The organism is Proteiniclasticum ruminis (assembly GCF_900115135.1).
GTDB lineage: Bacteria > Bacillota > Clostridia > Clostridiales > Clostridiaceae > Proteiniclasticum > Proteiniclasticum ruminis_A.
This window is the reverse complement of the sequence record NZ_FOVK01000004.1, coordinates 1-25,390: the sequence shown is the minus strand read 5'-3', so window position 1 is coordinate 25,390 and position 25,390 is coordinate 1. Positions and strand designations below refer to the sequence as shown.

Here is a 25,390-nt window from a genome sequence, read left to right as displayed (position 1 = left end):
TTCCTTTTTGGAAGTGATTTTATGGAAGATCTGAGAAAAGAGATTGAGTCTCTGGTGGAGAAGCTCAATGTCTATGCCAAAGAATACTATACGCTGGATGCGCCAAGCATTTCAGACAAAGAGTATGATGCCCTTTATGACCGGCTGGTGGCTCTGGAGAAGGAAACAGGATACCGGCTGTCTTATTCTCCCACCCAGAGGGTTGGGGATGAAGTGCTCTCCGCCATGCCAAAACACAGGCATCTGGCGAAACTCTGGAGCCTTGATAAGGCTCAGAGTCTATTGGAGCTTTCCCAGTGGCATGAGAGGAATCTTTCCTTTGTGGAAGAGTATAACAAAGACCATGAGAACAAGCTGCCTCCAGTAAAGTATATTGTCACCCGGAAGTTTGACGGGCTCACGGTGAATCTTACCTACAACCAGGAAGGTATTCTTGAAACAGCAGCGACCAGAGGTAATGGAGCACTTGGTGAAGAAGTCACCGCTCAGGTGAAGACCATCTATTCAGTGCCTCTTAAGATTGCTTCAGAGGATGTGCTGGAGATCCATGGCGAGGCCATGATGACCAAAGAGGCCCTCCGTGTCTACAACGAGACGGCTGAAGTTCCGCTGAAGAACACGAGAAACGGTGCTGCAGGAGCGTTGCGGAATCTCAACCTGGAAGAGACCAGGCGAAGAAACCTCACAGCTTTTTTCTATGACATCGGGTATAAAGAAGGGACACCCTTTGAAACCTATCGGGATATGATTGCGTTTATTCATGAAATGGGCTTCCTCACCGATGGATACTTTAAAGAAGCAGACGATTTTGTCACCCTGGAATCCTATATCAAAGAAATTGAGGAAGAGCGTTCCTCCCTAAACTTTGATATTGATGGTGTGGTCATTGCCATAGATGACATGCGGACCAGAGATCTTCTGGGATATACCATCAAGTTCCCCCGCTGGGCCATTGCCTACAAGTTCGAGGCGGAAGAAGCAGTGACAAAGCTTCTGTCTGTGGAATGGAACGTGGGCAGAAGCGGCCGGGTGAATCCTACAGCAGTACTGGAGCCTGTGGAGCTTTCCGGTGTCACGGTGAAAAGAGCCACCCTCAACAACATGGATGATATTGCGCGAAAAGGAGTGTATCTTGGGGCCAACGTTCTCGTAAGAAGAAGCAACGATGTCATTCCAGAAATCATGGGAGTTGTAGACGAAGAAGACGAGAAAGAAAGGGAAGAGATCCTTCCACCCTCTCACTGCCCCTCCTGCGGTACGCCATTGATCCTGGATGGTGCTCATTATTTCTGTGAGAACACTTTGTCCTGCAAACCACAGCTCATCAAGAGCATTGTGCATTTCTCTGGTAGAGACGCCATGAACATAGAAGGCCTCAGCGAGAAGACCGTAGAGCAGCTTTTTGAGAAGCTGGATCTGAAAGAGCTTTCCAGGCTGTATACTTTGAGTAAAGAAGACCTCTTGAGTCTGGACAAGGTGAAGGACAAAAAGGCGGAGAATCTTCTCAGTGCCATTGAAGCCTCCAGAAAGCGGCCCCTTCACGCCTTCCTCTATTCTTTAGGTATTCCTAATGTAGGCATTTCCACCGCCAGGGATCTGGAAGCAAAATTCAAGACCTTGGAGGAAGTGATGAGGGCATCGAAAGAAGAGCTCCTACAGGTACCGGATGTGGGAGACATCGTGGCAGAAAGTATTCTAAATTTCTTTCAATCAGAAGAAATCCGGGAAGAAATTGGAAAACTGCTGCAGTATGTCACCTTGCAGTATGAGGATACTGTAGTGACAGAAAGTCCTTTTACTGGAAAGACTGTGGTCCTCACAGGAACCCTCACGCAGTTCACCAGAAAAGATGCGGAGGAGAGGCTGTTAAGCCTTGGCGCGAAAGTCACCTCCTCGGTTTCAAAGAAGACGGATTATGTGATCTATGGAGAAGAAGCCGGTTCCAAGCTGACCAAAGCAGAGAGTCTTGGGGTGAAAACCCTCACAGAAGCAGAATTTCTGGAAATGAGCGGTGATAGCCATGGATGAAAATCAGAAGAAAAGAATAAAATCTGAATGGATTCTGGGCGGACTGGGCTGGTTTATGCTCATTGTCATCCTTTTCCTTCTCGTGTTCACAGTGCTGAACCTGAACCGGATCATTTCCTGGCCTGTATTTGATACGTATCTCCCCCTCAGTTTGTCCATTTTCTTTGGGCTTTTTATCTGGGGCATACGGTTCTATCTCAATTCCAGGAAATATCCCAGCTATTTGAGATACAGCGCTTTTGCGTTTGTATTTGCCTTGATTCAGTTAATTTTTCTCCTTGCAGGTGTATATTAAGTCATCTTATGCTAAAATAATAGAAGGTTTTTTGGGGAAGTTATGACAGCAGGTTGTAACTTCCTCATGATTATGGAAAGAAATTTATGGAGGTGCTCTATGTCAGTATCCAAAAAAGACGTGGATTATATCAAAGAGCTGGCAAGACTTCGAGTCAGTGAAGAGGAAGCGGAGGGACTTGTGAAAGATCTCAACAGCATCCTGAAATATGTGGACCAGCTGAATGAAGTAGATACCGATGCGGTGGAGATGCTGGTGAATCCGCTTTATATTGAAAATGTTTATCGGGAAGATGTGGTGGAAAGCTCCCTCACTTCAGAAGATTTTCTAATGAATGCGCCGGAACGGGTGGAAGACTACCTGAAAGTGCCCAGTGTCATTGATCGGGAGGAAGCGTAGATGGAATTATACAGCCTAAAAGCCCATGAGCTTAAAGAGCTTCTGAAAAAGGGCGAAGTGAACAGTGAAGAAATCGTAAAAAGCCATCTGGACAGAGTGGATCAGGTGGAAGATAAAGTAGGTGCTTTTCTTTATGTGGACCGGGAAGAAAGCCTAAAGAGCGCCAGAGCTTTTGATGAAAAAGGAAACAAGGAGGGCCTTCTTGGTGGAATTCCAGTGGGCATCAAAGACAATATTTCCGTGAAGGGGATGCAGAATACCTGTGCATCGAAGTTTTTGGAAGGGTACATTGCCCCTTATGACGCCACGGTGACCACCAAGCTGAAAGAAGAAGGTGCGGTAATCCTTGGAAAGCTCAACATGGACGAATTTGCCATGGGTTCCTCCACGGAATACAGTGCATATCAGCTTACAAGAAATCCCCATGATCTGGAAAGAGTTCCTGGCGGATCCTCAGGCGGATCCGCAGCTTCTGTGGCAGCCATGGAAGTGCCCCTTTCATTGGGTACAGATACAGGCGGGTCTGTAAGACAGCCGGCATCATTTTGCGGGATTCTGGGCCTGAAGCCTACCTATGGCAATATTTCAAGATATGGCGTCACCGCCTTCGGATCTACCCTGGATCAGGTGGGAACCTTTGCCCGGGATGTGAAGGACCTGGCGCTTCTCACCACAGCCGTGAGTGGCCATGACACCATGGACTTCACAACAAACAAACGAGAAACCGTCAATCTTTATGAAGGTCTCAATAAAGACATCAGAGGAAAGAAAATTGCCATCGCCAAGGATTTTCTTGGAGAAGGCCTGGATGAGAAAGTCCGTAAAAACCTCATGGAGACCATCGAGGTGCTGAAGGATCTGGGCGCCACTGTGGATTTTATTGATCTTAACCTGGCACACTATTCCTTAGCTGTGTACTATATCGTATCCTCAGCAGAAGCTTCCTCAAATCTCGCAAGGTTTGACGGAGTCCGCTATGGAAAGAGAGCAGAAGATCTTCTGGATGTCATGGACCTTTACGCAAAATCCAGAAGTGAAGGCTTTGGTCCTGAAGTGAAAAGAAGAATCATGCTGGGGACCTATGTGCTGTCCGCCGGATACTATGATGCCTATTATGCCAAGGCACTGAAAGTGCGAAAGCTCATTCAGGAGGAGTACAGCAGCATCTTCAAGAACTATGATGCGATCATTTCTCCAACAACGCCTACTCCAGCCTTCAAGATTGGAGACAATAAAGAGGACATCCTTCAGATGTATCTCAACGACATCTATACCGTGCCTGTGAACATCGCCGGCATTCCGGCTCTTTCCATGCCTTCAGGTCATGTGGACGGGCTGCCGCTGGGACTTCAGATTATGGGAGACTACTTTAAGGAACAGGAAATCCTGAACATCGCCTATGCGGTGGAACAGGCCCTGTCTCTTACGCTGTCCCCAAAATCCCTTTAGGAGGTGCCTCATGAAGCATTATGAAGCAGTCATCGGACTGGAAGTCCACGTAGAATTATCCACAAAAACCAAAGCTTTCTGCGGATGTACCACAGAGTACGGCGGAAAGCCCAATTCCCATGTTTGTCCAGTCTGTCTAGGGCTTCCTGGCGCGCTGCCAAGAATCAACCTGGAAGTGGTCAATAAAGCCATCAAAACAGGACTGGCGCTGAACTGCAGCATCAACAGGATGAACCGTTTTGACCGGAAGAATTATTTTTATCCCGATGCGCCTAAAAACTATCAGATCACACAGAATGATTTTCCCATCTGCTATGAGGGATATATTGACGTGGAAACCGAAGAAAGCGGTAAAAAGAGAATCGGCATCGAGAGAATCCATATGGAAGAGGATGCAGGAAAGCAGCTCCATTCCAAAAACGGCACATTGGTGGATTTCAACCGTTCCGGTGTTCCGCTGATTGAAATTGTCTCAAAGCCTGATTTAAGAACTCCAGAAGAAGCGACCCAGTATCTGACAAAGCTAAGGTCCATCCTCTTCTCCCTAGGTGTTTCAGACGTGAAGATGGAAGAAGGATCCCTGCGCTGCGATGGCAACATCTCCATCCGTGAAAAAGGCACAGAAGTCTTAGGGGTGAAGTCAGAAATCAAGAACATGAACTCCTTTAAAGCTCTGGAGAAAGCCCTCCGCTATGAGTTTGACCGTAAGGTGAAAGCTCTGCAGGAAGGGGAAACCTTACGAGTGGAGACTAGAAGATGGGATGAGGCAGAAGAGAAGACCGTGGTCATGCGTTCCAAAGAGATGGCCAATGACTACCGCTACTTCCCAGAAGGTGACCTGGTCACCTTAAAGATCAGTGAGGAATGGATTGAAGGAATAAGAGCCAGCATCAAAGAGCTGCCTCATGAGAAGGAAGAACGTTTCGTGGCAGAGTATGGCATTCCGAAGTATGATGCCATGGTGCTGACCCTGGAAGAAAGTCTTGCGGACTTCTTTGACGAGACCGCAAAGATCTCCAAGGATCCCAAAGGGGCATCCAACTGGCTCATGGGAGACATCTCTAGGCTCATGAACGAAAAGGATATCCTGGCGAAGGACCTTCCTTTCAGCCCACAGGATCTCAGCGATCTTCTCCTGCTTATTAAGGAAGGAACCATTTCCACAGCCATCGCTAAAAAAGTGGTGGAGCTCATGATGAGTGAAGGAAAAAATCCTAAGGTCCTCGTGGAGGAGCATGGCCTGGTTCAGAACAGTGATGAGGGCTATATTCTCGACGAAGTGAAGAAAGTGCTGGATGCCCATCCCAATGTGGTGGAAGACTACAGAAACGGCAAAACCAAAATCATGGGCTTTGCTGTGGGTCAGACCATGAAGGCCACCAAAGGAAAGGCAAATCCTGCCATCATCAACAAACTGGTGCAAGAAGAGCTGGACAGAAGAATACAGTAAATGAGAAGCAGCCTGGGGAAGCCCAGGCTCTTTGACGTGTTATGATTCTTTTCTCTTTCTTTCTCTCTGTGATAAAATGAAAAGAGATTTGTAAAACTAAGGAAAGTTTGGTGGATATAGATGAACACTGGAAAACTCAACTGGGATGTGCTGAAGAAGCTCCTTCATGAGAATCAGGGAGCAGTCCGTAAGGAAGTGGAGAAAGGCGGCAGCGTTGGAGAAGACTGCGCTGTGGTCTCCCTGGAAGCGGGAAGGCTCATTCTGTCTACAGATCCTGTGACGGCGGCTTCAGAGAACATCGGGCACATTGCCTACCATATCAATATCAATGACATTGCCACCACCGGAGCAAAGCCTCTGGGCATCATGGTGACCATCCTTGCACCACCCAGCGCAGAGATTTCCGATATCGAAACCGTTATGAGAGAGATTTCGGAAGAAGCCAAGAAGCATCAGGTGATGATCCTTGGAGGTCATACTGAAGTGACGGACGCTGTGAACCGCATGGTGGTATCGGTCACTGCCCTGGGTACCATGAACCGCTCAGAAAAAGTGACTTGGACCAGTGGAGCGAAAGCGGGAGACAAAATCCTTGTGACCAAAACCTTAGGACTGGAAGGTACATCCATCCTGGCATCTGATTTCAAGAAGCAGGCATTGGAGGTTCTCACAGAGGATGAATATGAGGAAGCTAGAAGCTATGCACACGCTTTATCTGTACTGCCAGAGGGAAGCCTCATGGGAAAAGCTGCATCTTCCATGCATGATATTACAGAAGGTGGAGTTCTGGGCGCGCTGTGGGAAGTGAAGGAAGCATCGGGAAAAGGCTTTCGGGTGTTTGAGGAGCTCTTGCCTGTAACAGAAGTGACGAAGAAGCTTTGTGCCCGCTTTTCCCTGGATCCCTTGAGGCTCATTTCCTCCGGAAGCATGCTGATTACCGTGGAGGATGAGAAAAAAGCGCTGAGCCTCCTGGCACAGGAAGGAATTAAAGCCACAGTCATTGGAGAAATCACAGAAGAAGGAGCGTCTCTTGTGTCCGGCAGTATAGAGCTCCAAGTGGAGGCACCTCTTCGGGATGAGATATATAAGATGTATGATGAATAATTTTGATAGGAGAATGATAAATGAGATTTGATGGAAGAAAGAGTGACGAAACAAGACAGATCAAGATGACCCGTGGATTCACGAAACATGCTCAGGGGTCTGTGCTTATAGAAATGGGAGATACCAAAGTGCTCTGCACCGCCATGGTGGAGGAGAAAGTACCCATGTTTCTGAAGGGTTCAGGAAAAGGATGGGTTACAGCGGAATATGCGATGCTCCCAAGTTCCACCCAGACGAGAAAAAACAGAGATATTGCAAAGCTTCGGCTGGATGGCAGAAGCACAGAAATCCAGAGGCTCATTGGGCGTTCACTGCGCTCTGTGATGAATCTGGAAGCCTTAGGAGAAAGAACCGTCTGGATCGACTGTGACGTGATCCAGGCAGATGGTGGAACCAGATGCGCTTCCATTACAGGTGCTTTTGTGGCCCTGGTGGACGCATTGAATGCCGTCGATAAGCTGACGCCTTTTGAGACGTATCCTCTACAGGGGATGGTTTCTGCCGTCAGTGTGGGCATCCATGAGGAGGGAGCGATCCTGGACCTCAACTATGTGGAGGATTCCAGCTGTATGGTGGACATGAATGTCATCATGAACCATAAAGGAGAATACATCGAGCTGCAGGGGACAGGAGAAGAACGTCCTTTCACAGCCAAAGAGCTCACAGCGCTTCTGGCTCTTGGAGAAAAAGGAAACATGGATCTCCAGAACTTTGTGAAAGAGACCCTTGGCAGCGATTTAGGGAGGATAGAATTTTGAAGACACTGATCATTGCAAGCAATAATGCACATAAAATTGAGGAAATCAAAGATATATTGAAGGAGTTTCCGCTGAGGATCATCAGCCAGAGTGAAGCTGGAATCAACATGGATGTGGTGGAGGATAAAGATACCTTTCTGGGCAACGCCCACAAAAAGGCTTTTGAGCTCTACGAGGCACTAAGTGAAGAGGAAAAGGCAGAGTCTTTTGTGCTGTCTGATGACTCAGGTCTGGCCGTGGATTATCTCGATGGGGCGCCAGGGGTCTATTCTGCGCGGTATGCGGGAGAAGGCCATAATGACGCGGAGAACAACGAGAAGCTTCTGAGAGAGCTTTCTTCTGTGAAGGAAGAAGCCAGAACCGCACAATTTGTTTCTGCCATTGTGTTTTTAGGAAATGAGGTGGACATCCGGGTAGAAGGATACGCCAAAGGAAGAATCCTTCAGGAGCTGACAGGAAGCGGCGGATTTGGCTATGATCCTCTGTTTTATTCCTTTGACCTGCATAAAACCTTTGGGGAAGCTTCCTCAGAGGAAAAGAATGCTGTTTCCCATCGGGCCAATGCCCTGATGAAACTGAAGGAGGAGCTGAGAAAGATTGAAGATCGCTTTGGTGTCTGATACCCACCATATCCTGTCTTCTGTAGAAAAAGCCTGCAGAATCATCGAGAAAGAGAAACCGGATCTCATCATCCATCTGGGGGATGTGATGGACGATGCGGAGGTCATGGAAGCCATCTTGGAGAGGGAAGTGAGAAGGGTTCCAGGAAACTGTGACTACAGTGTCCACGAACCCCAGGAACTTCTCATAAAAACAGAGCATTTGACGCTTCTAGCGGTCCATGGACACGCTCAAGGGGTGAAAAGCACCTTAGGGCTTCTGGCCCGTCACGCAAAAGAAAGAGGCGCACAGGTGGCTTTTTACGGCCATACGCACATTGCGGATGAGAGTGTCGTGGATGGGGTGACTCTTCTTAATCCCGGCAGCGCAGCTTTGCCGAAAAGAGGACAGAAGCCCAGTCTTGCCATGGTGACGGTGGGCACATCGGCTTCATTCAAGCTCATTCATCTGTAAAAAAAGTAGAAGTTGGGGGAAATCATGCTGAAAAAAATCGGACTTTATGTCCTGGGTCTTTTTATTCTTGCTCTTGGGGTATCCATTTCTGTGAAATCAAATCTGGGCGTCTCGCCCGTAAGCTCTCTGGCTTATGTGCTGAGTCTGATTTTTCCAGTGAAGATGGGATATTTCACCATGGGTGTGTTCATATTGTTTATTCTGGTGCAGTTTCTTCTTTTGGGAAAAGAGTTTAAGTTCACTTCTTCTCTTCAGGTGCTGTGCTCTGTTTTATTCGGATATTTTGTCAATTTTTCCAATGCGCTGCTCTTTTCTATAGAGGTGCCGTCAAATCTCCCTGTGAGGCTCTTTTTGGCGGTACTGAGCGCTGCGGTGTGCGGTCTTGGCATATTTCTTTATGTGGGGGTCCGGGTGATGCCGCTGCCTGCTGAAGGCCTCACAGAGGTGATCTCCGTGAAGGTGAAGAAGCCTTTTTCAAAAGTGAAAGTATTTTTTGATCTCACCATGCTCGCAATCAGTGTTCTTTTCTCCGTGTTTTTCCTTGGCAGCATTAAGGGGATTGGTCTTGGTACGCTTATTTCGGCACTGCTTATTGGGAAATTTGTTGGTGTTTTTTCAGCTTTCCTGAAAGAACCATTGGCCTTGTTTCTGAAGAACAAGGAGCAGCTGATCACAGCGGTGCCTCAAGAAAAGGTGGATGGAAATTCCTAGGTTTCTGGGAATTTTCTTTTTTTTGGCCTTTTCAACTTCAGGAAGTTGGGTTATAATCATAATTGACTCCTGAAGAGCGGAATGAGAAAAATCAGCCATCAGGTAGCACAAAGTGTCTTAAGGCGTGAGTCCTTAAAAAAAATGTTCGTGTTTTTAGATTGAGTCCTAAGGAGTTTAGCCTCCCGGGTGAAAATCTTCAAAAAATCTTCCAAGTTAGCTATTGACGGGCCCCGGATTTTAGTATAGAATCATTATTGTCGTCGAAAACAGATGACTGACGGGGTGTAGCGCAGATGGGAGCGCGCGTGCTTTGGGAGCATGAGGTCGCAGGTTCAATCCCTGTCACCCCGACCATTTTATCGGGGGCATAGTCCTTAGGTAAAAGGATATGCGTCTTTAGCTCAGCTGGATAGAGCAACGCCCTTCTAAGGCGTGGGCCAGGAGTTCGAATCTCTTAAGACGCACCATTAATGGGATATCGCCAAGTGGTAAGGCTCCAGACTCTGACTCTGGCATCGTTGGTTCGAATCCAGCTATCCCAGCCATTTCTTATGATCCACTAGCTCAGTCGGTAGAGCACATGACTTTTAATCATGGTGTCCGGGGTTCGATTCCCCGGTGGATCACCATCTATGCGGGTGTAGTTCAATGGTAGAATTCCAGCCTTCCAAGCTGGTCGTGAGGGTTCGATTCCCTTCACCCGCTCCATTTTAACCAAATACCTTCGGGGTGTAGCGCAGCTGGGAGCGCGCGTGCTTTGGGAGCATGAGGTCGCAGGTTCAATCCCTGTCACCCCGACCATTAATTTTAAAATACGCGGGAGTGGCTCAGTGGTAGAGCGTCACCTTGCCAAGGTGAATGTCGCGAGTTCGAATCTCGTCTTCCGCTCCATTTTGCGTCTTTAGCTCAGCTGGATAGAGCAACGCCCTTCTAAGGCGTGGGCCAGGAGTTCGAATCTCTTAAGACGCACCATTATGGTGGACGTAGTTCAGTTGGTAGAGCGCCAGATTGTGATTCTGGTTGTCGTGGGTTCGAGTCCCATCGTTCACCCCATTTTTATCTAGTGGGATATCGCCAAGTGGTAAGGCACCAGACTTTGACTCTGGCATTCGTTGGTTCGAATCCAGCTATCCCAGCCATTCAGAACAATAATAATGCAGATGTGGCGAAATTGGCAGACGCACTAGACTTAGGATCTAGCGCCGAGAGGCGTGGGGGTTCGACTCCCTTCATCTGCACCAAAAACTCTTTATGCGGGAGTGGCTCAGTGGTAGAGCGTCACCTTGCCAAGGTGAACGTCGCGAGTTCGAATCTCGTCTTCCGCTCCACTTGCGGGTGTAGTTCAATGGTAGAATTCCAGCCTTCCAAGCTGGTCGTGAGGGTTCGATTCCCTTCACCCGCTCCACTAAAACCTGCCTGATGGCAGGTTTTTTTCAAAAGATATCCTTTTGCCTCATTAGCTCAGTTGGATAGAGTAGTGGTCTTCGAAACCATTGGTCGGGCGTTCGAGTCGCTCATGGGGCACCAAAACAAAGTCTTTTTGCAGATACAGAAATGTAATGCGAGAAGGCTTTTTTATTTTGCTGTTTTTTGCTGTACTCAGCCCAGATAAAATATTTCTAAATTGTAAACGAAAACATGAATTTCTCCTATTGCCTTCCTTCTGACGCGATAGTATAATCAAAACATTCTCGTGTTAAGGACAACTGTCTTTAATGGAAGAACAAATGAAATGTGTTTCTGTGAGTGCAGAAATAAAGCAGGGGGAACTGTTATGAAGAAAAAGAAACTGGGACTCGTCCCGAAACTGATCATTGCTATTATTCTGGGTATTCTTGTGGGTCAGATGAGATTCCTTCCAGAAGGAGTGTTGAGGCTTCCTGTCACCTTTTCCAGTATCTTCTCCACCTTCCTTTCCTTTATCATTCCACTGATGATTCTGGGCTTTGTGGTTGTGGGGATCTCGGACCTGACGGAAGGAGCAGGAAAGCTCCTGGGCATGACAACGGTCCTGGCCTATGGTTCGACGCTTACGGCGGGGATCCTTTCCTATCTTATGGCCTCAGCTTTCTTCCCTTCTTTTATCGGAGAATCACTGGTAGAGAAGATCAGCGGTTCCGGTGAGGGCCTCAGCACTTTATTTTCCATTCCGCTGTCACCACTGTTAGATGTGACAGGAGCCATTGTGTTCTCCTTCGTCATGGGAGTGGGGATATCGGCTTTGAAATCCAAGGGAAGCGGAAAGTATCTTTATGGATTCTTTAAAGAATTTTCGGAGATCATCTCCAAAGTGCTGTCCACCATCATCATTCCATTTCTTCCAGTGTATATTTTCGGGAACTTTCTGAATCTCAGCTATTCAGGGTCCGTTTTCTCCATCCTGTCCATTTTCTGGAAGGTATTTCTCCTCATCATCGCGCTGCACCTGCTCTATGTGGGATTCATGTTCTTTGTGGCAGGTGGTGTTTCTGGGAAGAATCCATGGATGCTTCTTAAGAATCAGATTCCAGGCTACGTGACAGCAGTGGGGACTCAGTCCAGTGCAGCCACCATTCCGGTAAATGTGGAATGTGCACGAAAAAATGGTGTGTCTAAAGAAATTAGGGAGTTTGTGGTGCCTCTTTGTGCCACCATACATCTGGCAGGCAGCATCATCACCATCACCAGCTGTGTCACAGCGGTGCTTCTCATCTATGATCTGCCCCATGGAATCTCTCTCATGGCGACCTTCATAGCGACCCTTGGTGTAGCTATGGTGGCAGCACCAGGAGCCCCTGGTGGGGCCATCATGAGTGCACTGCCGTTTCTGACTCTGGTGGGCATTGATCCCACTGGAACCATGGGACAGCTTCTCATCACCCTTTATCTCACCCAGGACAGCTTCGGCACAGCCGCTAATGTCTCCGGTGACAATGCTCTGGCCATCCTTGTGGAAACCTTCCATAAGAAGAGCCTTCTGAAGGAAGGAAAGACCATAAGTGAAGTAGAAGCAGTATAGTATTCTAAGACAGAAAGAGAAGTATTCAGCATGAAGCTTCTCTTTCTTTACGCTTAGATAATCCTTCTGCAGGCTCCACTCCTCTTCTCTTGTTCAAAGATGTTTCAAACTATGTTCACTTGCCACCTGTATGGCACAAGGGTAGCATAGAAAGAAAAGTGCTGAAGGAGGAGACTATGAAGGATTTGATATACGGAGATACCCACTGGGATGAAAGAAATAGACGGTTCCATTTTGAAAAGGTGAAAAATGATCTGGAAACAGATGTTTTGATCATCGGGGGAGGCATGTCAGGCACCCTCACAGCGTACGTGCTTTCAAAGTCAACGGAGAGGAAAATCACGGTCATCGACGGCAAAGACATTGCCTCAGGAAGCAGCAGAGCCAACACGGGGCTTCTGCAAGTATCCAGCGACACGATGCTCAGTGCGTTCATGGAGACCATTGGTGAAGAAAACGCCAGAAGGTTTTACCGGATGTGTCAGGAAGCCTTGATGGATCTTCACAGCATCCGGGAGATCTTTCCAGAATGCTCCTTAAGGGAAAGGCAGAGCCTCTATATGGCCACAGAAAAGGACCATGAGGAAAAGCTCAGAAAAGAATATGAGGCATTGAAAGGCCAGGGAATGCGCCTTCGGTATCTTTCTAGGGAAGAAGCCAGGAAAGAGTATGATATAGACTGCTACAGCGCCCTGCTCATAGATGGAGATGCAGATGTGGACCCGGTGAAATTCATCGAAACCCTCACAAGAGAGAATGCGGAAAAAGGAGTACAGTATTATGAGGATACAGAAGTGGATCTTTCCTCTGTGAAGGAGCAGGAAATCTTCACCAAAGACGGCCATAAGATCCATTTCCAGGAAGTGATCTTTGCCACAGGATATGCCTATGTCTATCCCTTTTTGAAAGATAAGATTGCAATTGGCAGGACCTATGCTCTGGTGACTGAAAAGATCAGCGGAAGCCCCTGGAAAGATGAAGTGATGATCTGGGAGACGAGAGATCCGTACCTTTATCTTCGAACCAGCCAGGAGGGAAGGATTGTAGCGGGAGGACTGGACGAAGAAGTGAGCCATGTGGAAAAAGAGGAGAAAAAACTCAAAGAGAAGGAAGCGGAGCTTAAAGCGTCCTGCGAGAAGCTTCTGTTTCATAAACTGCCCTTAGAAGTGGAACATTTTTACAATGCGCTCTTTGGCAGTGTGAAAGATGGACTGCCCCTCATTGGAAAAGAACCTGGCAGGGAAAACCGCTACTATCTGCTGGGGTATGAGGGGAATGGCACCTGTTACAGTATGGCTGGAGCAAAAATCATAAAAGATCTTCTCCTGGGCAGAGAGAATCCCTATGCGGAGATCGTAAGGCTGGACCGCTGAGGGGCTTTCTTCTTCCTAAGGATATGACCTGCTTTTTCCCTTTTCCTTGCAAGAATAGTGATGGGTATCGTTTACGGGTGAAGGAATGGCAATCTCATGTTGCAGTCATTGAATTTCTGGTGTGAGAAGGATAAAATGAAGAAATATGAACAGGCAGAAATTGCGAATAATGAGGGAATGATATGATAAAAGAACGTGAAGTAATCAAAGAGGTCAAAAGAGTGGTCATCAAGGTAGGCACATCCACCATTGCTCATACAGGGGGACTCATCAATATCTATAGAATGGAGCATCTGGCCCGGATGATTTCTGATCTGAAGAACAGGGGCTATGAAGTGGTTCTTGTATCTTCTGGGGCCATAGGCGTAGGGGCACAGAGAATGCATCTGAAAGAGCGTCCCAGAGACATCGAAGGAAAACAGGCGGCCGCTGCTGTGGGGCAGGTGGTGCTCATGAATATGTACCAGAAGTTTTTCCAGGAGTACAACTATCAGGTGGCTCAGATTCTTGTGACCAAACAGGTGGAAACAGACAAATTCATGAAGTTCAATGCGAAAAATACCATGAAGGAACTTTTGAGAAACGGCATAGTACCCATCGTCAATGAGAATGACACCATCTCCACAGATGAGATCATCTTTGGTGACAACGACACGCTGTCTGCAGTGGTGGCTTCCCTTGTGGATGCGGACCTTCTCATTCTTCTTTCGGACATCGATGGACTGTACACCGATGACCCCAGAAAGAATCCGGAAGCGAAGCTCATGAGCCTGGTGGAAAAGATCGATGACTATGTGGAGTCCATCGCCAAAGATTCTTCCACGAAGCTTGGCACGGGAGGCATGATCACGAAGATTAAGGCAGCCAAGTATGCCACAAAAAGAGGCATCCATGTGGTGCTGGCCAATGGTGCAGGAAATGAGACCGTGGAAGAGATCCTCATGGGGAAAGAAATCGGCACACTGTTTTTGGGAGGAAAGAAGAAATGACCATGATAGAGATTGGCAGAGAAGCGAAAAAGGCCGCCAGAGAACTGGCGAGACTCTCTACGAAAGAAAAGAACGAACTTCTTGCTGCTTTGGCAGAAGAGCTGAAAGTGAAGGAAGAAGAAATACTGCAGGCCAATGAGGAAGATCTTAGAAGTGGGAAAGAGGGAAATCTTTCGGAAGCTCTTCTGGACCGGCTTCTTCTGAATCCGAAGAGAATCGACAGCATGGTGGAAGGGATCTTATCTATCCGTACCATGGAGGACCCCATCGGGAAGGTGCTTTCTATGAAGACTCTGGAAAATGGTCTTCAGATTGGGAAAAAGACCGTATCTTTGGGCGTGGTGGGAATCATCTATGAATCCAGACCTAATGTGACCATTGATACTGCAGCTCTTTGTCTCAAGTCCTCCAACGCACTGATTTTAAGGGGAGGCAAAGAGGCCATCTCCTCTAATAAGGCACTGGTTTCGGTGATACAGGCCGCTCTTGTGAAGAAGGGGCTGAATCCCCACATGGTGCAGCTCATTGAAGACCTTTCCTATGAGACGGCAGGAGAGTTCATGAGAATGAATGAATATTTGGATGTGCTGATTCCAAGAGGGTCTGCAAGACTTATTCAAAGAGTGGTGAAAGAATCCACGGTGCCTGTCATTGAAACCGGAGTGGGCAACTGCCATATCTATGTGGATGAAAGTGCGGATGAGACCATGGCTCTTTCCATCATCGAGAATGCGAAGACCCAGAGAACCGGAGTCTGTAATGCCATGGAGTCTCTATTGGTTCATGAAGCCATTATAGAGCGCTTTTTGCCTAAGCTTGAAAAACTGACCAAGAAACATGGTGTGAGAGTCATGGCCGATGAGAAGGGAAGAGAAGTGATTGCTTCCTTTAACGAAGCCACGGAAGAAGATTATGCTGCGGAGTATCTGGACCTTGCATTTTCCCTGAAGACTGTGGCAAGTCTGGAAGAAGCCATGGAACATATTGCAAAGTATGGTACAGGGCATTCCGAGGCCATCATCACAGAAAATTATGGACATGCGATGACCTTCCTCAATGAAGTGGATGCGGCGGCGGTCTATGTCAATGCCTCCACCCGGTTCACTGACGGACAGGCCATGGGGATGGGTGCTGAAATGGGCATCTCCACCCAGAAGCTTCATGCGAGAGGTCCTGTGGGACTGACGGAGCTCACCTCCACCAAATACATCATTTTTGGTCAAGGACAGATCCGTTCATAATTTCATAAGGAAAAACTGAAAGCTTCCGGCACGATGAAGTTCTCTTTTATGGAGAACGATCCGTGTGGAAGCTTTTATCTATGAGGTGATGGATTTCAGTCTCATATACTCCTGATCCTTCAGAAGGCGCCGTGCGGATTCTTTCAAGTAGTCTGAGCGGGGTAGACGGCCTTCATCGAGAAGTTTAATGAGGCGGATGGCTCCATTCAAGGAAGAAAGATGGGAGTGCTGGCTGTAGTTAGTGGTATTCTTTCGCACAACGACATAGGAAGATTTTCCGATTTGGAGAACCTTGAATTTCTTGTGGTAGAATACGACTCTAGACATGTCAGATCCCTCCTAAATAGACTGAATATTCTTTTTATGCTTATATTATAAAGGTAAAATCATGGTTTTTGGTAAAGAAAAGGTAAAATCTTCATTTTTTATAAAAGTACTTTTCAAAATCCGAGTAAAATGGTAAGATTTATTTGTCCTGTGAAAGAAAAGTTGAAGAAATTTGATGCAGGTCAAAGTTTTAGCAATGGCTCTCCATTTATAATGAGTTCATCAAGTGAAGGGAGTGAAGAGATTTGACCATACAGATGCAGGATACGGTAGAAGAAATTGTAAAGAAATGCCCCGAAGCTGCGGAAGTTCTGAAGTCGCTGGGATTTGACCAGATTACGAACCCCATCATGCTGAAGACCATGGGAAAAATCATGACACTGCCGAAGGTTTCCAGAGCGAAAAATGTACCGCTGGAAACCATCATCGATGCTTTTTCAAAAAGTGGCATCACCATCCTAGAGTAAGAATGGAAAGTGGAGGGAAAAATGAGCAACGTAATCAACAACCGTGAACTGAATGAGACCAACAAAAATAAAAGACAGGAACTTCTGAAAGGAATGATCCTGAAGCTTCATGATGGCGTAGATCCTGAAGAAGTGAAAAAAGAATTCCGAGCAAATTTCACAGGAGTCTCCTCCTTTGAAATCACTCAGATGGAACAAGGACTGGTACAGGAAGGCATGCCTGTGGAAGAGATCCAGAGACTTTGTGATGTCCATGCGGATATCTTCAAGGGGTCTGTGGATGAGGTCCATACCAGAAGCAAGGAAGAAGAAAGCATTGGTCATCCAGTGCGAGTCATAAGAGAAGAAAACTATGCCCTGACCAGTCTTCTGGAAGAGGATCTGGAGCCAAAGATGGAGGCTTTTATCAACCATCCGGAAGCGCCCATCAAGAATCTTCTTCTTCAGGACATCAATCTGCTCTGGGATATTGACAAACACTACTCCAGAAAAGAGAATGTGATTTTCCCTTATATGGAAAAGTACGGCATGAGTGCACCACCGAAGGTCATGTGGGGTGTGGATGATGAGATCCGTCTTGCCATCAAAGAAATGAAGCAGATGGTCATCGATGAGAACAGAGAAGCTCTGAAGACTCATGCACCAGCGACCCTCACCAAAATCAAAGAAATGATTTTTAAAGAAGAGCAGATCCTCATCCCGATGATTCTGGAAGTCTTCACAGAAGATGAGTGGCTGGAGATTGCTGAGGACAGTGAAGAAATCGGCTACTGCATCGTATCCCCTGAAGGCAAATGGGCACCTGACAGAGTCTCCTTCATCGGGAATCCGAAGAAGAAAGAAGAGAATGCACCCGATGGAAATGTACGGTTCGGAGTGGGCTATCTTTCTGTGAAAGAACTGGAAAAAATCATGAATACTCTGCCTGTGGACATCACTTTTATTGATGAGAAGGACACAGTGAAATACTTCAATCTGGCCAAAGAAAGAATCTTTGCAAGAACCAAGTCCGTCATCGGACGTACGGTGCAGAACTGTCATCCACCACAAAGTGTGGGCACGGTGGAGAAGCTCCTGGCGGACTTCAAAGCAGGTGTGAAGGATGAGGAAAGTTTCTGGATCAATTCCCGTAACATGTTCATTCTCATCACCTACTATGCGGTGAGAGATGAGAAAGGAAAGTACATGGGCACCCTGGAAGTGACACAGAATGTCAAAGGCATCCGTGAGCTCGAGGGAGAAAAGAGAATACTCGCAGACTAGGCCTATACGTAGTCTCTGGTATATATACGAACACCAAACACATACCCCCCTTAATGCCAAACAAACAAATACGGAAACTGTACGCCGGGTCTTAGGATCTGGCGCTTTTTCTTTTAAGATGGTTTTTGTTAAACAGATGATTTTCTTGGACACCCTACCAAAATCGCTGCAGAACTTTTATAATGAATAGAAGAAGTTTTTTCTGAAGGAGGATTTTAGATGAATCGTGCGGACATACAATATCTCAGCATTGTCAAAGAGGTGCTGGAACATGGATACTATGACGGCAACCGAACCGGGATGCCTACCTATAAACTCCCCCACAAAATCATGCAGTTTGATCTGGAGAAGGAATTCCCCATTCTTACATCAAAATTCGTGGGATTCAAGACTGCAGTGAAGGAAATGCTCTGGATCTACCGGGACCAGTCCAATTCTGTTTTGAAGCTTCAAGAAGAGAATGTCCATATCTGGGATGAATGGATGAAGGAAGACGGTACCATCGGCACTTCCTATGGCTGGGTGGTGAAGGAATACAATCAGGTGGATCAGCTGATACACAGCCTGAAAAACAACCCCCAGGACAGAAGGATGATCATGAGTCTTTGGCAGATCCCCCATTTGGAAGGCGGATCCCTATACCCTTGCGCGTTCATGACCATGTGGGATGTGACCGATGGAAGACTCAACTGCATGCTGGTGCAAAGATCTGGAGATCTTCCGCTGGGTGTTCCGTTTAACATGACCCAGTATGCGGTGCTAGTGCATCTCATAGCACAGGTGACAGGGCTGAGGCCTGGTCTGTTTACTCATGTGATCAACAATGCCCACATCTATGAAAATCAGGTGGAAGGGATGAAAGAGCAGCTTTCCAGAGGAGAAGCTCCGGAAGCGCCAAAGCTTTGGATCAATCCTGAGGTGAAAGACTTCTATGAGTTCACCATCGAAGACATCAAGCTTATAGACTACAATCATCTGGGGAAAATCGCCATGGAGGTGTCTGTCTGATATGCTGAGCCTTATTGTTGCCACAACCGAAGAAGGGGTCATTGGAAAAGAAGGCACGCTGGCCTGGAGAATTCCAAAGGATCTTCAGTACTTTAAAAAAGTGACCATGGGCAAAACCATGGTTATGGGCCGGAAGACCTTTGAGAGTCTGCCCGGAATGCTGCCAGGAAGAAAACACGTGGTTCTCACAAGAAACCGAGATCTTTCCTTTCCGGAAGGGGTAGAAGTGCTTCATGATCTGGAAGAGGTGCTGAAGTATAGAGACTTATCCGAAGAAGTCATGATCATTGGTGGAGGAGAGCTCTTCCAGTACTTCATGCCTTACTGTGAAAAGCTCTATATCACTTATGTGAAAAAAGAGTTTCAGGGAGATACGTATTTCTCGCTGGATAAACTTACAGACTTTGTCGAGATTCATAGTGAAACAGCCTTGGATGAGTATTCAGGGATAGAACTGGATTTTACAGTGTATCAGAAGAAAGAGGAAGAATAGAAGGTAATTTATTTCTCCTCTACCGTTCCAACTGAAAAAGCTTTGAGGTGATAAGCGTGATCGGGAAAAAGATTGGCGAAGGCAGAACCGCTGAAGTATATGACTGGTCAGAGGATACCGTCATCAAATTGTTCAATGACTTCGTAAGTGCAGAGGAAGCCGACAGAGAATATCAGATGCAGAAACTGCTTTGTGAGCACCTTCCCTTCTGCGCTGGCATATATGGGAGGGAAATGGTTGAAGGAAGAAGTGGCCTCATCTATGAGAAGGTGCAAGGTTCTTCCATGACGAAGCTTCTCTCATCCTCACCGGAGAAAAGCCGCGATATGGGAAAGCTTATGGCAGAGATCCATCACAAAATCCATGCAGTGGGCTTAAAGTCCCTGCCATCCATAAAGGAAGGGACAAAACATGCACTTTCACACGCTGAGAAACTGTCTGATGATATGAAGAGGAAGCTCCTTGAGATTCTGTCAGAGCTGCCTGAAAAAGAATCCCTTTGCCATATGGATTTTCATCCGGATAACATTTTTTTGGACGAGGAGCGCATTGTAGTCTTGGACTGGATGACTGCAGGAAGTGGGGATCCCTTGGCCGATGTGGCGAGAACGGAGATGATTCTGAAGTTTGCAGTGTTTCCAGACGTGGTCGTGGAAATCAAAGATGCCCTTCAGCTCTTAAGAGGTGAGCTTCTCAGTGGATATCATGCGGTTTATTTTACGGGAGGGATCACTCCGGAAGAGGAAAGGAATCTTTACTTATGGGAAACGGTGCTCCTTGGCGCAAGATTGAGAGAAGGAATTTCAGATGAAGAATGCGGTATTCTTCTGGATGAGATCCATCATCGACTGGAAGACATTTGAACTAGAAAAATGAACGAAGAAAAACCTGGAGTCTTTTAGACACCAGGTTTTTTCTGTCTTATGCATTTATTCTATATAGGACGTGTGCCTTCAGGGGGCTCCCTTCCTGCACATTGGGATGGTCAAATTCTCCAGCTTTGGTCATACCAATCTTTTGCATGACACGTTCAGACGGAAGATTGATTTTAGCGGTGAAGCTGTAAACTTCTTTGAACTTCAGCACTTTGAATCCATAGTCTAGACAGGCTCTGGCACCTTCTGTGGCATAGCCTTTTCTGAAGTGAGAAGATTTCAGCCGCCAACCGATCTCAATACAAGGAGTGAAGGAAGCTTTGAAGGAGGCTTCATGGAACCCGATGAATCCAATGAATTCGCCAGTCTCTATGAGCTCCACCGCGTAGAGCCCATAGCCTGAATCCTTAAACTCATTTTGAATCCTGTCAAAGAAAGCGTCGGTTTCTGCGTCCTCCAGGGGAGCGGGAAAATATCGCATGACACGAGGATCTTTATTCATCTTCCTGAACTGGGGAAGATCCTCCCGGGTCCAGTCTCTGAAGCGAAGCCGCTCTGTTTCAAAGTAGATCATACAATGACACCATTCTTTCATAAGGTTATTTAGTCGTTGCCGTTTTCTGCTCTCTTGTCATGGACCTGGCTGATGAAGAGGAACGCAAGTCCAAAGAAGAAAGCACCGTAGAGAAAGACGATCTGATATCCAATGAGATCAATGAGAAAACCCAAAAGTACAGGGGAGATGATATTGGCGATGGAGGAGAAGAGATAATAAACTCCGGTATAGGTGCCAAGAAGTCCCAAGGGGCTCATGTCGGCTACCAGAGGATAGGAGTTGATGTTGATGGAAGCCCAGGCAAATCCTACCCCAAGAAAGAGAATTCTCATGTAGAGGAGCATGTTGCTCTGCTGCGGCTTCAGAAGATACAGTGTCAGGGTGAGAATTACAGCCAGTCCCACACCCATACGAATGGTGTTCTTCTTTCCGATCTTGGTTCCAATGATTCCAGCAGGTATGGCAAACACAAGGAAACTTAAGCTGATGAATGCCAGGGTTGTGGTGGCTTGAGCAGGCTGAATGCCCAAATAGCTCTGTCCATATTTTGTGAAGAAGGTCTCAATACCGTTATAGGCTATGAACCAGCTGCAGATGGCAAAGAGCAGATTTCTGGCATTTTTGTCTTTCCAGGCAATGCCTAGACCCTGAATGAGGTTTCTTTTCTCTTCTGCGGATTCATAATGAAGCACATCCCGGTGCTCTTTGATCTTCAGGAAAAGAACACCAAAGGAAAAGAGGATGAGGAAGGAGGAGAGGATAAAGGGATAGCCTTCATTCAGCTCAAAAAGCCTTCCGCCAATGAGATAGGCGATGAGGGATCCAATGCCGCCCATGAAGTTGATGATGGAGTTTGATTTGGATCTGTGCTGCTTCGCCGTGATATCGGGCATTAGGGCTATCACCGGAGAGCGGTAGATGCTCATGGACAGGTTCATGAAGAGCAAAGCAAAAACCAGTGCATAGAGGCTCTTGGTCTGAGGGATCAGAAACATAAAAACAGCTGCCAGAGGCATGCCCACCATGATGAAGGGCATTCTTCGGCCGAACTTTGTGTTGATCTTATCGGAGTAGAAGCCCACTGCGGGCTGAATGAAAAGAGCCAGATAATTGTCGATGGTCATGATAAAACCAATAAGTGCTGCGCTTTTCAGGTAGTTGCCAAGAAGCAGTGGCATAAAAGCGTTGTAGACGCTCCAAGTGATGCTGATGGCAAAAAAACCAAAGCCTAGAGTAAAGGTCTTTTTGTAGTCCAGTTTGTGTTCCATAGTTACGGCCTCCATAGTGCTTGTATGAGTTCTTCAGGATAATCTGTGATGATACCATCAATCCCGAGGGTATTGAAGTAGTGGGCGGTGCGGACGTCATTGACGGTCCAGAGATTGACCCCTATGCCGTTTTTTCTGAGATCTTCCAGGAGCCTCGGATCCATGGATGTATAGGAGGGGTGGATATAGGAAGCGCCAAGGGTTTTGGCGTAGTCGTGGGGCTGGAAGAGTCCGCACTCATATAATGGAGCGGTTTTAGCCTCTGGCTCCAGCTGCTTGATCAGGGCAAGAGAGTAGTGATTGAAGCTGGAGAAGATGACCCGGTGAAGGAACCCTTCTGCTCTGATCATCTCCACAAGTTTTTCTTCAAGACCCGGGTAGAGGACAAACCCCATTTTGATTTCTATATTCAGCATGAGGTCGGTGTCTCTTATAAGGTCCAGGAGTTCTTTCAGAGTTGGGATTTTCTCTCCTTTATAAGCCTCTCCTTTCCAGCTGCCGAAATCGTATTTTTGGAGTTCTTCCAATGTCATATCCTTCACTTGACCTTTTCCGTCCGATACCCGGCTGATGTCTTCATCATGGGTGATTACAAGGATACCATCTTTTGTCAGATGCACATCGGTTTCGATGCCTTCTGCGCCCACATGAAGAGCGGATCGGAAAGCAGCCATGGTATTCTCAGGATATACAGAGGAGTTACCTCTGTGTGCATAAATTCGCATAGATTACCTCCAGTTTGTTTTCTAGGTTGGTATATAGTTTTATTATACCCTTGTTTTAGCATTGTTGTGACAGAATTATGAGAATGCAAAAGTAAAATTATGGTAAAGGAACCTAGTGAGATTATCGATAAACCAGAACAGATTTGAACTTCCTTTCCACATTTTCGGATTTCCTCCGGTATAATGGAAAGGTGAACGAAATTATATGTGCAGGTGAATGAAATGATCAAACAGTTTATATCGTACTATAAGCCGCATAAGTGGCTTTTTCTTCTGGATATGGTGGCAGCGACCCTCATCGCGGCAACGGATCTTATTTTTCCTCAGATCACGAGGACTTTTATTAATGACATTCTTCCAAACAATGATATGGAGCGTCTTGTGAAGGTGGCCATTGCCATGTTCTTCCTTTATATCTTCCGATTTTTGATGGATTATGTGGTGGGCTTCTATGGGCATCTTCTGGGAGTGAAGATGGAATATGACATGCGTAAGGATATGTTTTCTCATCTTCAGAAGCTGTCCTTCAAGTATTATGATGAAACAAAAACAGGGCATATCATGTCCAGGCTGGTCAACGACTTAAATGAAATCAGTGAGCTGGCGCACCATGGTCCAGAGGATATTTTCATCTCAGGCCTCATGCTTCTTGGATCTTTTGGTCTACTTCTTACTGTGAATGTGAAGCTTACGCTCATCGTCTTTGCCGTGGTTCCTTTCCTGGTGCTGTTTGCGGTTTTCTACAACAGCAAGATGAGAAGAACCTTCCGCCAGATGAGAGAGAAGCTTTCAGACATCAACGCAGGCTTGGAAGACTCCATCTCTGGCGTGCGTGTAGTGAAGTCTTTCACCAATGAGGAGTATGAGGAAAAGAAGTTTGATGAAGGAAACAATGCCTTCAAAAAGCTTCGGACAAGAAGTGTCAGGCAGCTGGGGATCTTCTCCGGCGGGATCAATTTCTTCTCCAATATCCTGAACCTTGTGACTTTGGCATTCGGGGGCTATTTTCTCCATCTGGAGGAAATCAACACAGGGGATCTCTTTGCCTACATCATTTATATGGGCATCATCATTCAGCCTGTGAAGAGACTGGCGAATTTTGTGGAGCAGTTCCAGCGCGGAATGGCTGGCTTTAGAAGGTTCAGTGAGGTCATGGCCATTACTCCGGATATCATTGACAAAGATGAAGCGGAAGATCTTCATGACGTCAAAGGGACTGTGGAGTTCCAGGATGTGGCTTTCTCCTATGGGGACAGGGAAGCAGTGCTGAAAAACATCAATCTGATGGTGAAGGAAGGTCAGACCATTGCCATTGTTGGACCCAGCGGAGTAGGGAAAACCACCATGTGCAATCTGATTCCGAGGTTCTATGAAATCAGCAGCGGAGGAATCTATATAGATGGGAAGAATATACAGGAAGTGACCATGGAAAGCCTTCGTGGAAACATCGGGATTGTTCAGCAGGATGTATTTCTTTTTAGCGGCAGTGTGTATGAAAATATACTTTATGGCAATCTGGACGCCACAAAAGAAGAGGTCATTGAGGCCACAAAGAAAGCCAATGCCTATGAATTTATCATGGATATGCCCAATGGATTTGACACCTATATTGGAGAACGGGGTGTAAAGCTCTCTGGCGGGCAAAAGCAGAGACTTTCCATTGCGAGAATGTTTCTTAAGAATCCCCCCATCCTTATTTTGGATGAGGCCACTTCATCACTGGACAATAAGAGTGAAGCGGTGATTCAGGAGTCCATTAGTGAGCTGGCCAAAGACAGAACTACCTTTATCATTGCCCATAGGATGGCCACCATCCGGAATGCGGAACGAATTATAGTGCTCACTGAAAATGGGATAGAAGAAGATGGAACGCATACGGAACTTATGAAGAAACGTGGCGAATACTTCAAACTGTACAACTCACAGTTCAAGTCCGCAGACATCGCATAACTGAATGTTTGAGATCTAAGAGAGCCTGAAAGGGCTCTCTTTCTGGTCTATGAACTATCATTTAACTTTTCAGAAGGGTCATTGTAAAGTTTTGGTAAATCGGGTATGATTATAGAGCACGAAGAACAGACTTTATGAATATGTCGAAATATACTGCCTGGCAACAGGAAAGTGAATTGTATAAAAATAACTAAAATTTTTGAGAAATTAATACAATTTGATGTTGACAAAGATTCTTTCTCCGTGATAAGATAGACAAGTCGCTTGATGAGAGCGGCCGAAAGCAAACACAGTTCTTTGAAAATTAAACAGAATATAGGTAAAAAACCAAAGTAATTCTTTTTGAGAAATCAAAAAAAACCACTTTCTGAAAAGAAAGTGCGAACTTCATGAAAATGGAGTTCAGAAGCTAGTGTAATGAATAGCTAGTTCAAACTTTTAAATTGAGAGTTTGATCCTGGCTCAGGACGAACGCTGGCGGCGTGCCTAACACATGCAAGTCGAGCGGAGAATGCGGATATGTTTACATAGAAGCGTTCTTAGCGGCGGACGGGTGAGTAACACGTGGGTAACCTGCCTCAAAGTGGGG

Annotated in this window: 24 protein-coding genes, 14 tRNA genes and 1 rRNA gene; 35 read left to right on the top strand and 4 right to left on the bottom strand. The window is 46.5% G+C overall.

The window, feature by feature from the left end:
- Window positions 1-21: 21 nt before the first annotated feature.
- From ligA to BM243_RS07525, 28 genes are all read left to right on the top strand, one after another.
- Window positions 22-2,028, top strand: a complete 2,007-nt coding sequence (gene ligA / locus BM243_RS07660; protein WP_074911789.1) for an NAD-dependent DNA ligase LigA — start codon at window positions 22-24, stop codon at window positions 2,026-2,028.
- Window positions 2,021-2,323 carry a hypothetical protein gene (locus BM243_RS07655; RefSeq protein ID WP_074911788.1) on the top strand — a complete coding sequence of 101 codons (303 nt, stop codon included), beginning with the start codon at window positions 2,021-2,023 and terminating at the stop codon, window positions 2,321-2,323. The genes ligA and BM243_RS07655 overlap by 8 nt, the downstream gene beginning before the upstream one ends.
- A 99-nt stretch (window positions 2,324-2,422) precedes the next feature.
- The gene (gene gatC / locus BM243_RS07650; protein ID WP_031577468.1) at window positions 2,423-2,722 is read left to right on the top strand and encodes an Asp-tRNA(Asn)/Glu-tRNA(Gln) amidotransferase subunit GatC; all 300 of its coding nucleotides are present in this window, start codon (window positions 2,423-2,425) and stop codon (window positions 2,720-2,722) included.
- Complete coding sequence (gatA, locus tag BM243_RS07645) at window positions 2,723-4,171, top strand: Asp-tRNA(Asn)/Glu-tRNA(Gln) amidotransferase subunit GatA (RefSeq protein WP_074911787.1); 1,449 nt, start codon at window positions 2,723-2,725, stop codon at window positions 4,169-4,171.
- Window positions 4,172-4,181: 10 nt separating this feature from the next.
- On the top strand, window positions 4,182-5,621 hold the full coding sequence (gatB, locus tag BM243_RS07640; protein WP_074911786.1) for an Asp-tRNA(Asn)/Glu-tRNA(Gln) amidotransferase subunit GatB: 1,440 nt from the start codon (window positions 4,182-4,184) through the stop codon (window positions 5,619-5,621).
- 120 nt (window positions 5,622-5,741) lie between these two features.
- Window positions 5,742-6,725, top strand: a complete 984-nt coding sequence (locus BM243_RS07635) for an AIR synthase family protein (RefSeq protein ID WP_074911785.1) — start codon at window positions 5,742-5,744, stop codon at window positions 6,723-6,725.
- A gap of 20 nt (window positions 6,726-6,745) precedes the next feature.
- The gene (rph, locus tag BM243_RS07630) at window positions 6,746-7,483 is read left to right on the top strand and encodes a ribonuclease PH (RefSeq protein ID WP_074911784.1); all 738 of its coding nucleotides are present in this window, start codon (window positions 6,746-6,748) and stop codon (window positions 7,481-7,483) included.
- Window positions 7,480-8,103, top strand: coding sequence for an RdgB/HAM1 family non-canonical purine NTP pyrophosphatase (gene rdgB / locus BM243_RS07625; RefSeq protein ID WP_074911783.1), 624 nt, complete (start codon window positions 7,480-7,482; stop codon window positions 8,101-8,103). The genes rph and rdgB overlap by 4 nt, the downstream gene beginning before the upstream one ends.
- The gene (locus BM243_RS07620) at window positions 8,081-8,557 is read left to right on the top strand and encodes a metallophosphoesterase family protein (protein WP_074911782.1); all 477 of its coding nucleotides are present in this window, start codon (window positions 8,081-8,083) and stop codon (window positions 8,555-8,557) included. Before rdgB ends, BM243_RS07620 begins: the two co-directional genes overlap by 23 nt.
- A 24-nt stretch (window positions 8,558-8,581) precedes the next feature.
- Complete coding sequence (locus BM243_RS07615; RefSeq protein ID WP_074911781.1) at window positions 8,582-9,268, top strand: YczE/YyaS/YitT family protein; 687 nt, start codon at window positions 8,582-8,584, stop codon at window positions 9,266-9,268.
- A gap of 278 nt (window positions 9,269-9,546) precedes the next feature.
- Window positions 9,547-9,622, top strand: a tRNA-Pro gene (locus tag BM243_RS07610).
- Window positions 9,623-9,658: 36 nt separating this feature from the next.
- A tRNA-Arg gene (locus tag BM243_RS07605) sits at window positions 9,659-9,735 on the top strand.
- A 4-nt stretch (window positions 9,736-9,739) separates the two neighbouring features.
- Window positions 9,740-9,813: transfer RNA gene (locus BM243_RS07600), tRNA-Gln, on the top strand.
- A gap of 8 nt (window positions 9,814-9,821) precedes the next feature.
- Window positions 9,822-9,897 (top strand) — tRNA-Lys (locus BM243_RS07595).
- A 5-nt stretch (window positions 9,898-9,902) separates the two neighbouring features.
- Window positions 9,903-9,976: transfer RNA gene (locus BM243_RS07590), tRNA-Gly, on the top strand.
- A 17-nt stretch (window positions 9,977-9,993) separates the two neighbouring features.
- A tRNA-Pro gene (locus BM243_RS07585) sits at window positions 9,994-10,069 on the top strand.
- A 15-nt stretch (window positions 10,070-10,084) separates the two neighbouring features.
- Window positions 10,085-10,159, top strand: a tRNA-Gly gene (locus tag BM243_RS07580).
- A 4-nt stretch (window positions 10,160-10,163) separates the two neighbouring features.
- A tRNA-Arg gene (locus BM243_RS07575) sits at window positions 10,164-10,240 on the top strand.
- Window positions 10,241-10,245: 5 nt separating this feature from the next.
- Window positions 10,246-10,321: transfer RNA gene (locus BM243_RS07570), tRNA-His, on the top strand.
- 11 nt (window positions 10,322-10,332) lie between these two features.
- Window positions 10,333-10,407, top strand: a tRNA-Gln gene (locus tag BM243_RS07565).
- Between the two features lie 17 nt (window positions 10,408-10,424).
- A tRNA-Leu gene (locus tag BM243_RS07560) sits at window positions 10,425-10,509 on the top strand.
- Window positions 10,510-10,521: 12 nt separating this feature from the next.
- Window positions 10,522-10,596, top strand: a tRNA-Gly gene (locus BM243_RS07555).
- Between the two features lie 3 nt (window positions 10,597-10,599).
- Window positions 10,600-10,673, top strand: a tRNA-Gly gene (locus BM243_RS07550).
- 45 nt (window positions 10,674-10,718) lie between these two features.
- Window positions 10,719-10,795 (top strand) — tRNA-Arg (locus BM243_RS07545).
- 247 nt (window positions 10,796-11,042) lie between these two features.
- Window positions 11,043-12,266 carry a dicarboxylate/amino acid:cation symporter gene (locus tag BM243_RS07540; RefSeq protein WP_074911780.1) on the top strand — a complete coding sequence of 408 codons (1,224 nt, stop codon included), beginning with the start codon at window positions 11,043-11,045 and terminating at the stop codon, window positions 12,264-12,266.
- A gap of 176 nt (window positions 12,267-12,442) precedes the next feature.
- The gene (locus BM243_RS07535; RefSeq protein WP_074911779.1) at window positions 12,443-13,639 is read left to right on the top strand and encodes an NAD(P)/FAD-dependent oxidoreductase; all 1,197 of its coding nucleotides are present in this window, start codon (window positions 12,443-12,445) and stop codon (window positions 13,637-13,639) included.
- A 182-nt stretch (window positions 13,640-13,821) separates the two neighbouring features.
- A complete protein-coding gene (gene proB / locus BM243_RS07530; protein WP_074911778.1) occupies window positions 13,822-14,628 on the top strand; it encodes a glutamate 5-kinase in 807 nt (268 codons plus the stop codon).
- Entirely contained in the window at window positions 14,625-15,869 is a 1,245-nt protein-coding gene (locus BM243_RS07525; RefSeq protein ID WP_074911777.1) for a glutamate-5-semialdehyde dehydrogenase, read from the top strand. Before proB ends, BM243_RS07525 begins: the two co-directional genes overlap by 4 nt.
- Window positions 15,870-15,947: 78 nt before the next feature.
- Here the strand turns inward: BM243_RS07525 and BM243_RS07520 are convergent, their stop codons facing one another.
- The gene (locus BM243_RS07520; RefSeq protein WP_074911776.1) at window positions 15,948-16,196 is read right to left on the bottom strand and encodes a hypothetical protein; all 249 of its coding nucleotides are present in this window, start codon (window positions 16,194-16,196) and stop codon (window positions 15,948-15,950) included.
- Between the two features lie 245 nt (window positions 16,197-16,441).
- Between BM243_RS07520 and BM243_RS07515 the strand changes: the two genes are divergently transcribed.
- From BM243_RS07515 to BM243_RS07495, 5 genes are all read left to right on the top strand, one after another.
- On the top strand, window positions 16,442-16,663 hold the full coding sequence (locus tag BM243_RS07515) for a DUF1858 domain-containing protein (RefSeq protein ID WP_083422685.1): 222 nt from the start codon (window positions 16,442-16,444) through the stop codon (window positions 16,661-16,663).
- Window positions 16,664-16,684: 21 nt separating this feature from the next.
- Window positions 16,685-17,926, top strand: a complete 1,242-nt coding sequence (locus tag BM243_RS07510; RefSeq protein ID WP_074911775.1) for a DUF438 domain-containing protein — start codon at window positions 16,685-16,687, stop codon at window positions 17,924-17,926.
- Window positions 17,927-18,145: 219 nt separating this feature from the next.
- Window positions 18,146-18,934 (top strand): thymidylate synthase, encoded by a 789-nt coding sequence (locus BM243_RS07505; RefSeq protein ID WP_074911774.1) that lies wholly within the window; start codon window positions 18,146-18,148, stop codon window positions 18,932-18,934.
- 1 nt (window position 18,935) lies between these two features.
- Entirely contained in the window at window positions 18,936-19,427 is a 492-nt protein-coding gene (locus BM243_RS07500; RefSeq protein WP_074911773.1) for a dihydrofolate reductase, read from the top strand.
- Between the two features lie 56 nt (window positions 19,428-19,483).
- The gene (locus BM243_RS07495; RefSeq protein ID WP_074911772.1) at window positions 19,484-20,290 is read left to right on the top strand and encodes a phosphotransferase family protein; all 807 of its coding nucleotides are present in this window, start codon (window positions 19,484-19,486) and stop codon (window positions 20,288-20,290) included.
- A gap of 58 nt (window positions 20,291-20,348) precedes the next feature.
- Here BM243_RS07495 and BM243_RS07490 read toward each other — a convergent pair whose 3' ends face one another.
- Genes BM243_RS07490 through BM243_RS07480 form a run of 3 tightly spaced genes read right to left on the bottom strand, consistent with a single transcriptional unit; the run spans window position 20,349 to window position 22,851 of the window.
- Window positions 20,349-20,876, bottom strand: a complete 528-nt coding sequence (locus BM243_RS07490; protein ID WP_074911771.1) for a GNAT family N-acetyltransferase — start codon at window positions 20,874-20,876, stop codon at window positions 20,349-20,351.
- 29 nt (window positions 20,877-20,905) lie between these two features.
- A complete protein-coding gene (locus BM243_RS07485; protein ID WP_074911770.1) occupies window positions 20,906-22,126 on the bottom strand; it encodes an MFS transporter in 1,221 nt (406 codons plus the stop codon).
- Window positions 22,127-22,128: 2 nt separating this feature from the next.
- Window positions 22,129-22,851 (bottom strand): glycerophosphodiester phosphodiesterase, encoded by a 723-nt coding sequence (locus BM243_RS07480; RefSeq protein ID WP_074911769.1) that lies wholly within the window; start codon window positions 22,849-22,851, stop codon window positions 22,129-22,131.
- A 222-nt stretch (window positions 22,852-23,073) separates the two neighbouring features.
- On the opposite strand from BM243_RS07480, the gene BM243_RS07475 reads away from it, so the two are divergent.
- Window positions 23,074-24,801, top strand: a complete 1,728-nt coding sequence (locus BM243_RS07475; protein WP_074911768.1) for an ABC transporter ATP-binding protein — start codon at window positions 23,074-23,076, stop codon at window positions 24,799-24,801.
- Window positions 24,802-25,240: 439 nt separating this feature from the next.
- Window positions 25,241-25,390: ribosomal RNA gene (locus BM243_RS07470) — 16S ribosomal RNA — on the top strand; the annotation flags it as partial.

What these genes read in the sequence shown, in the direction of transcription:
- ligA (WP_074911789.1), top strand. Translation starts at nt 22, where the DNA reads ATGGAAGATCTGAGAAAAGAGATTGAGTCTCTGGTGGAGAAGCTCAAT.
- BM243_RS07655 (WP_074911788.1), top strand. Translation starts at nt 2,021, where the DNA reads ATGGATGAAAATCAGAAGAAAAGAATAAAATCTGAATGGATTCTGGGC.
- gatC (WP_031577468.1), top strand. Translation starts at nt 2,423, where the DNA reads ATGTCAGTATCCAAAAAAGACGTGGATTATATCAAAGAGCTGGCAAGA.
- gatA (WP_074911787.1), top strand. Translation starts at nt 2,723, where the DNA reads ATGGAATTATACAGCCTAAAAGCCCATGAGCTTAAAGAGCTTCTGAAA.
- gatB (WP_074911786.1), top strand. Translation starts at nt 4,182, where the DNA reads ATGAAGCATTATGAAGCAGTCATCGGACTGGAAGTCCACGTAGAATTA.
- BM243_RS07635 (WP_074911785.1), top strand. Translation starts at nt 5,742, where the DNA reads ATGAACACTGGAAAACTCAACTGGGATGTGCTGAAGAAGCTCCTTCAT.
- rph (WP_074911784.1), top strand. Translation starts at nt 6,746, where the DNA reads ATGAGATTTGATGGAAGAAAGAGTGACGAAACAAGACAGATCAAGATG.
- BM243_RS07615 (WP_074911781.1), top strand. Translation starts at nt 8,582, where the DNA reads ATGCTGAAAAAAATCGGACTTTATGTCCTGGGTCTTTTTATTCTTGCT.
- BM243_RS07540 (WP_074911780.1), top strand. Translation starts at nt 11,043, where the DNA reads ATGAAGAAAAAGAAACTGGGACTCGTCCCGAAACTGATCATTGCTATT.
- BM243_RS07535 (WP_074911779.1), top strand. Translation starts at nt 12,443, where the DNA reads ATGAAGGATTTGATATACGGAGATACCCACTGGGATGAAAGAAATAGA.
- proB (WP_074911778.1), top strand. Translation starts at nt 13,822, where the DNA reads ATGATAAAAGAACGTGAAGTAATCAAAGAGGTCAAAAGAGTGGTCATC.
- BM243_RS07525 (WP_074911777.1), top strand. Translation starts at nt 14,625, where the DNA reads ATGACCATGATAGAGATTGGCAGAGAAGCGAAAAAGGCCGCCAGAGAA.
- BM243_RS07520 (WP_074911776.1), bottom strand. Translation starts at nt 16,196, where the DNA reads ATGTCTAGAGTCGTATTCTACCACAAGAAATTCAAGGTTCTCCAAATC.
- BM243_RS07510 (WP_074911775.1), top strand. Translation starts at nt 16,685, where the DNA reads ATGAGCAACGTAATCAACAACCGTGAACTGAATGAGACCAACAAAAAT.
- BM243_RS07505 (WP_074911774.1), top strand. Translation starts at nt 18,146, where the DNA reads ATGAATCGTGCGGACATACAATATCTCAGCATTGTCAAAGAGGTGCTG.
- BM243_RS07500 (WP_074911773.1), top strand. Translation starts at nt 18,936, where the DNA reads ATGCTGAGCCTTATTGTTGCCACAACCGAAGAAGGGGTCATTGGAAAA.
- BM243_RS07490 (WP_074911771.1), bottom strand. Translation starts at nt 20,876, where the DNA reads ATGATCTACTTTGAAACAGAGCGGCTTCGCTTCAGAGACTGGACCCGG.
- BM243_RS07485 (WP_074911770.1), bottom strand. Translation starts at nt 22,126, where the DNA reads ATGGAACACAAACTGGACTACAAAAAGACCTTTACTCTAGGCTTTGGT.
- BM243_RS07480 (WP_074911769.1), bottom strand. Translation starts at nt 22,851, where the DNA reads ATGCGAATTTATGCACACAGAGGTAACTCCTCTGTATATCCTGAGAAT.
- BM243_RS07475 (WP_074911768.1), top strand. Translation starts at nt 23,074, where the DNA reads ATGATCAAACAGTTTATATCGTACTATAAGCCGCATAAGTGGCTTTTT.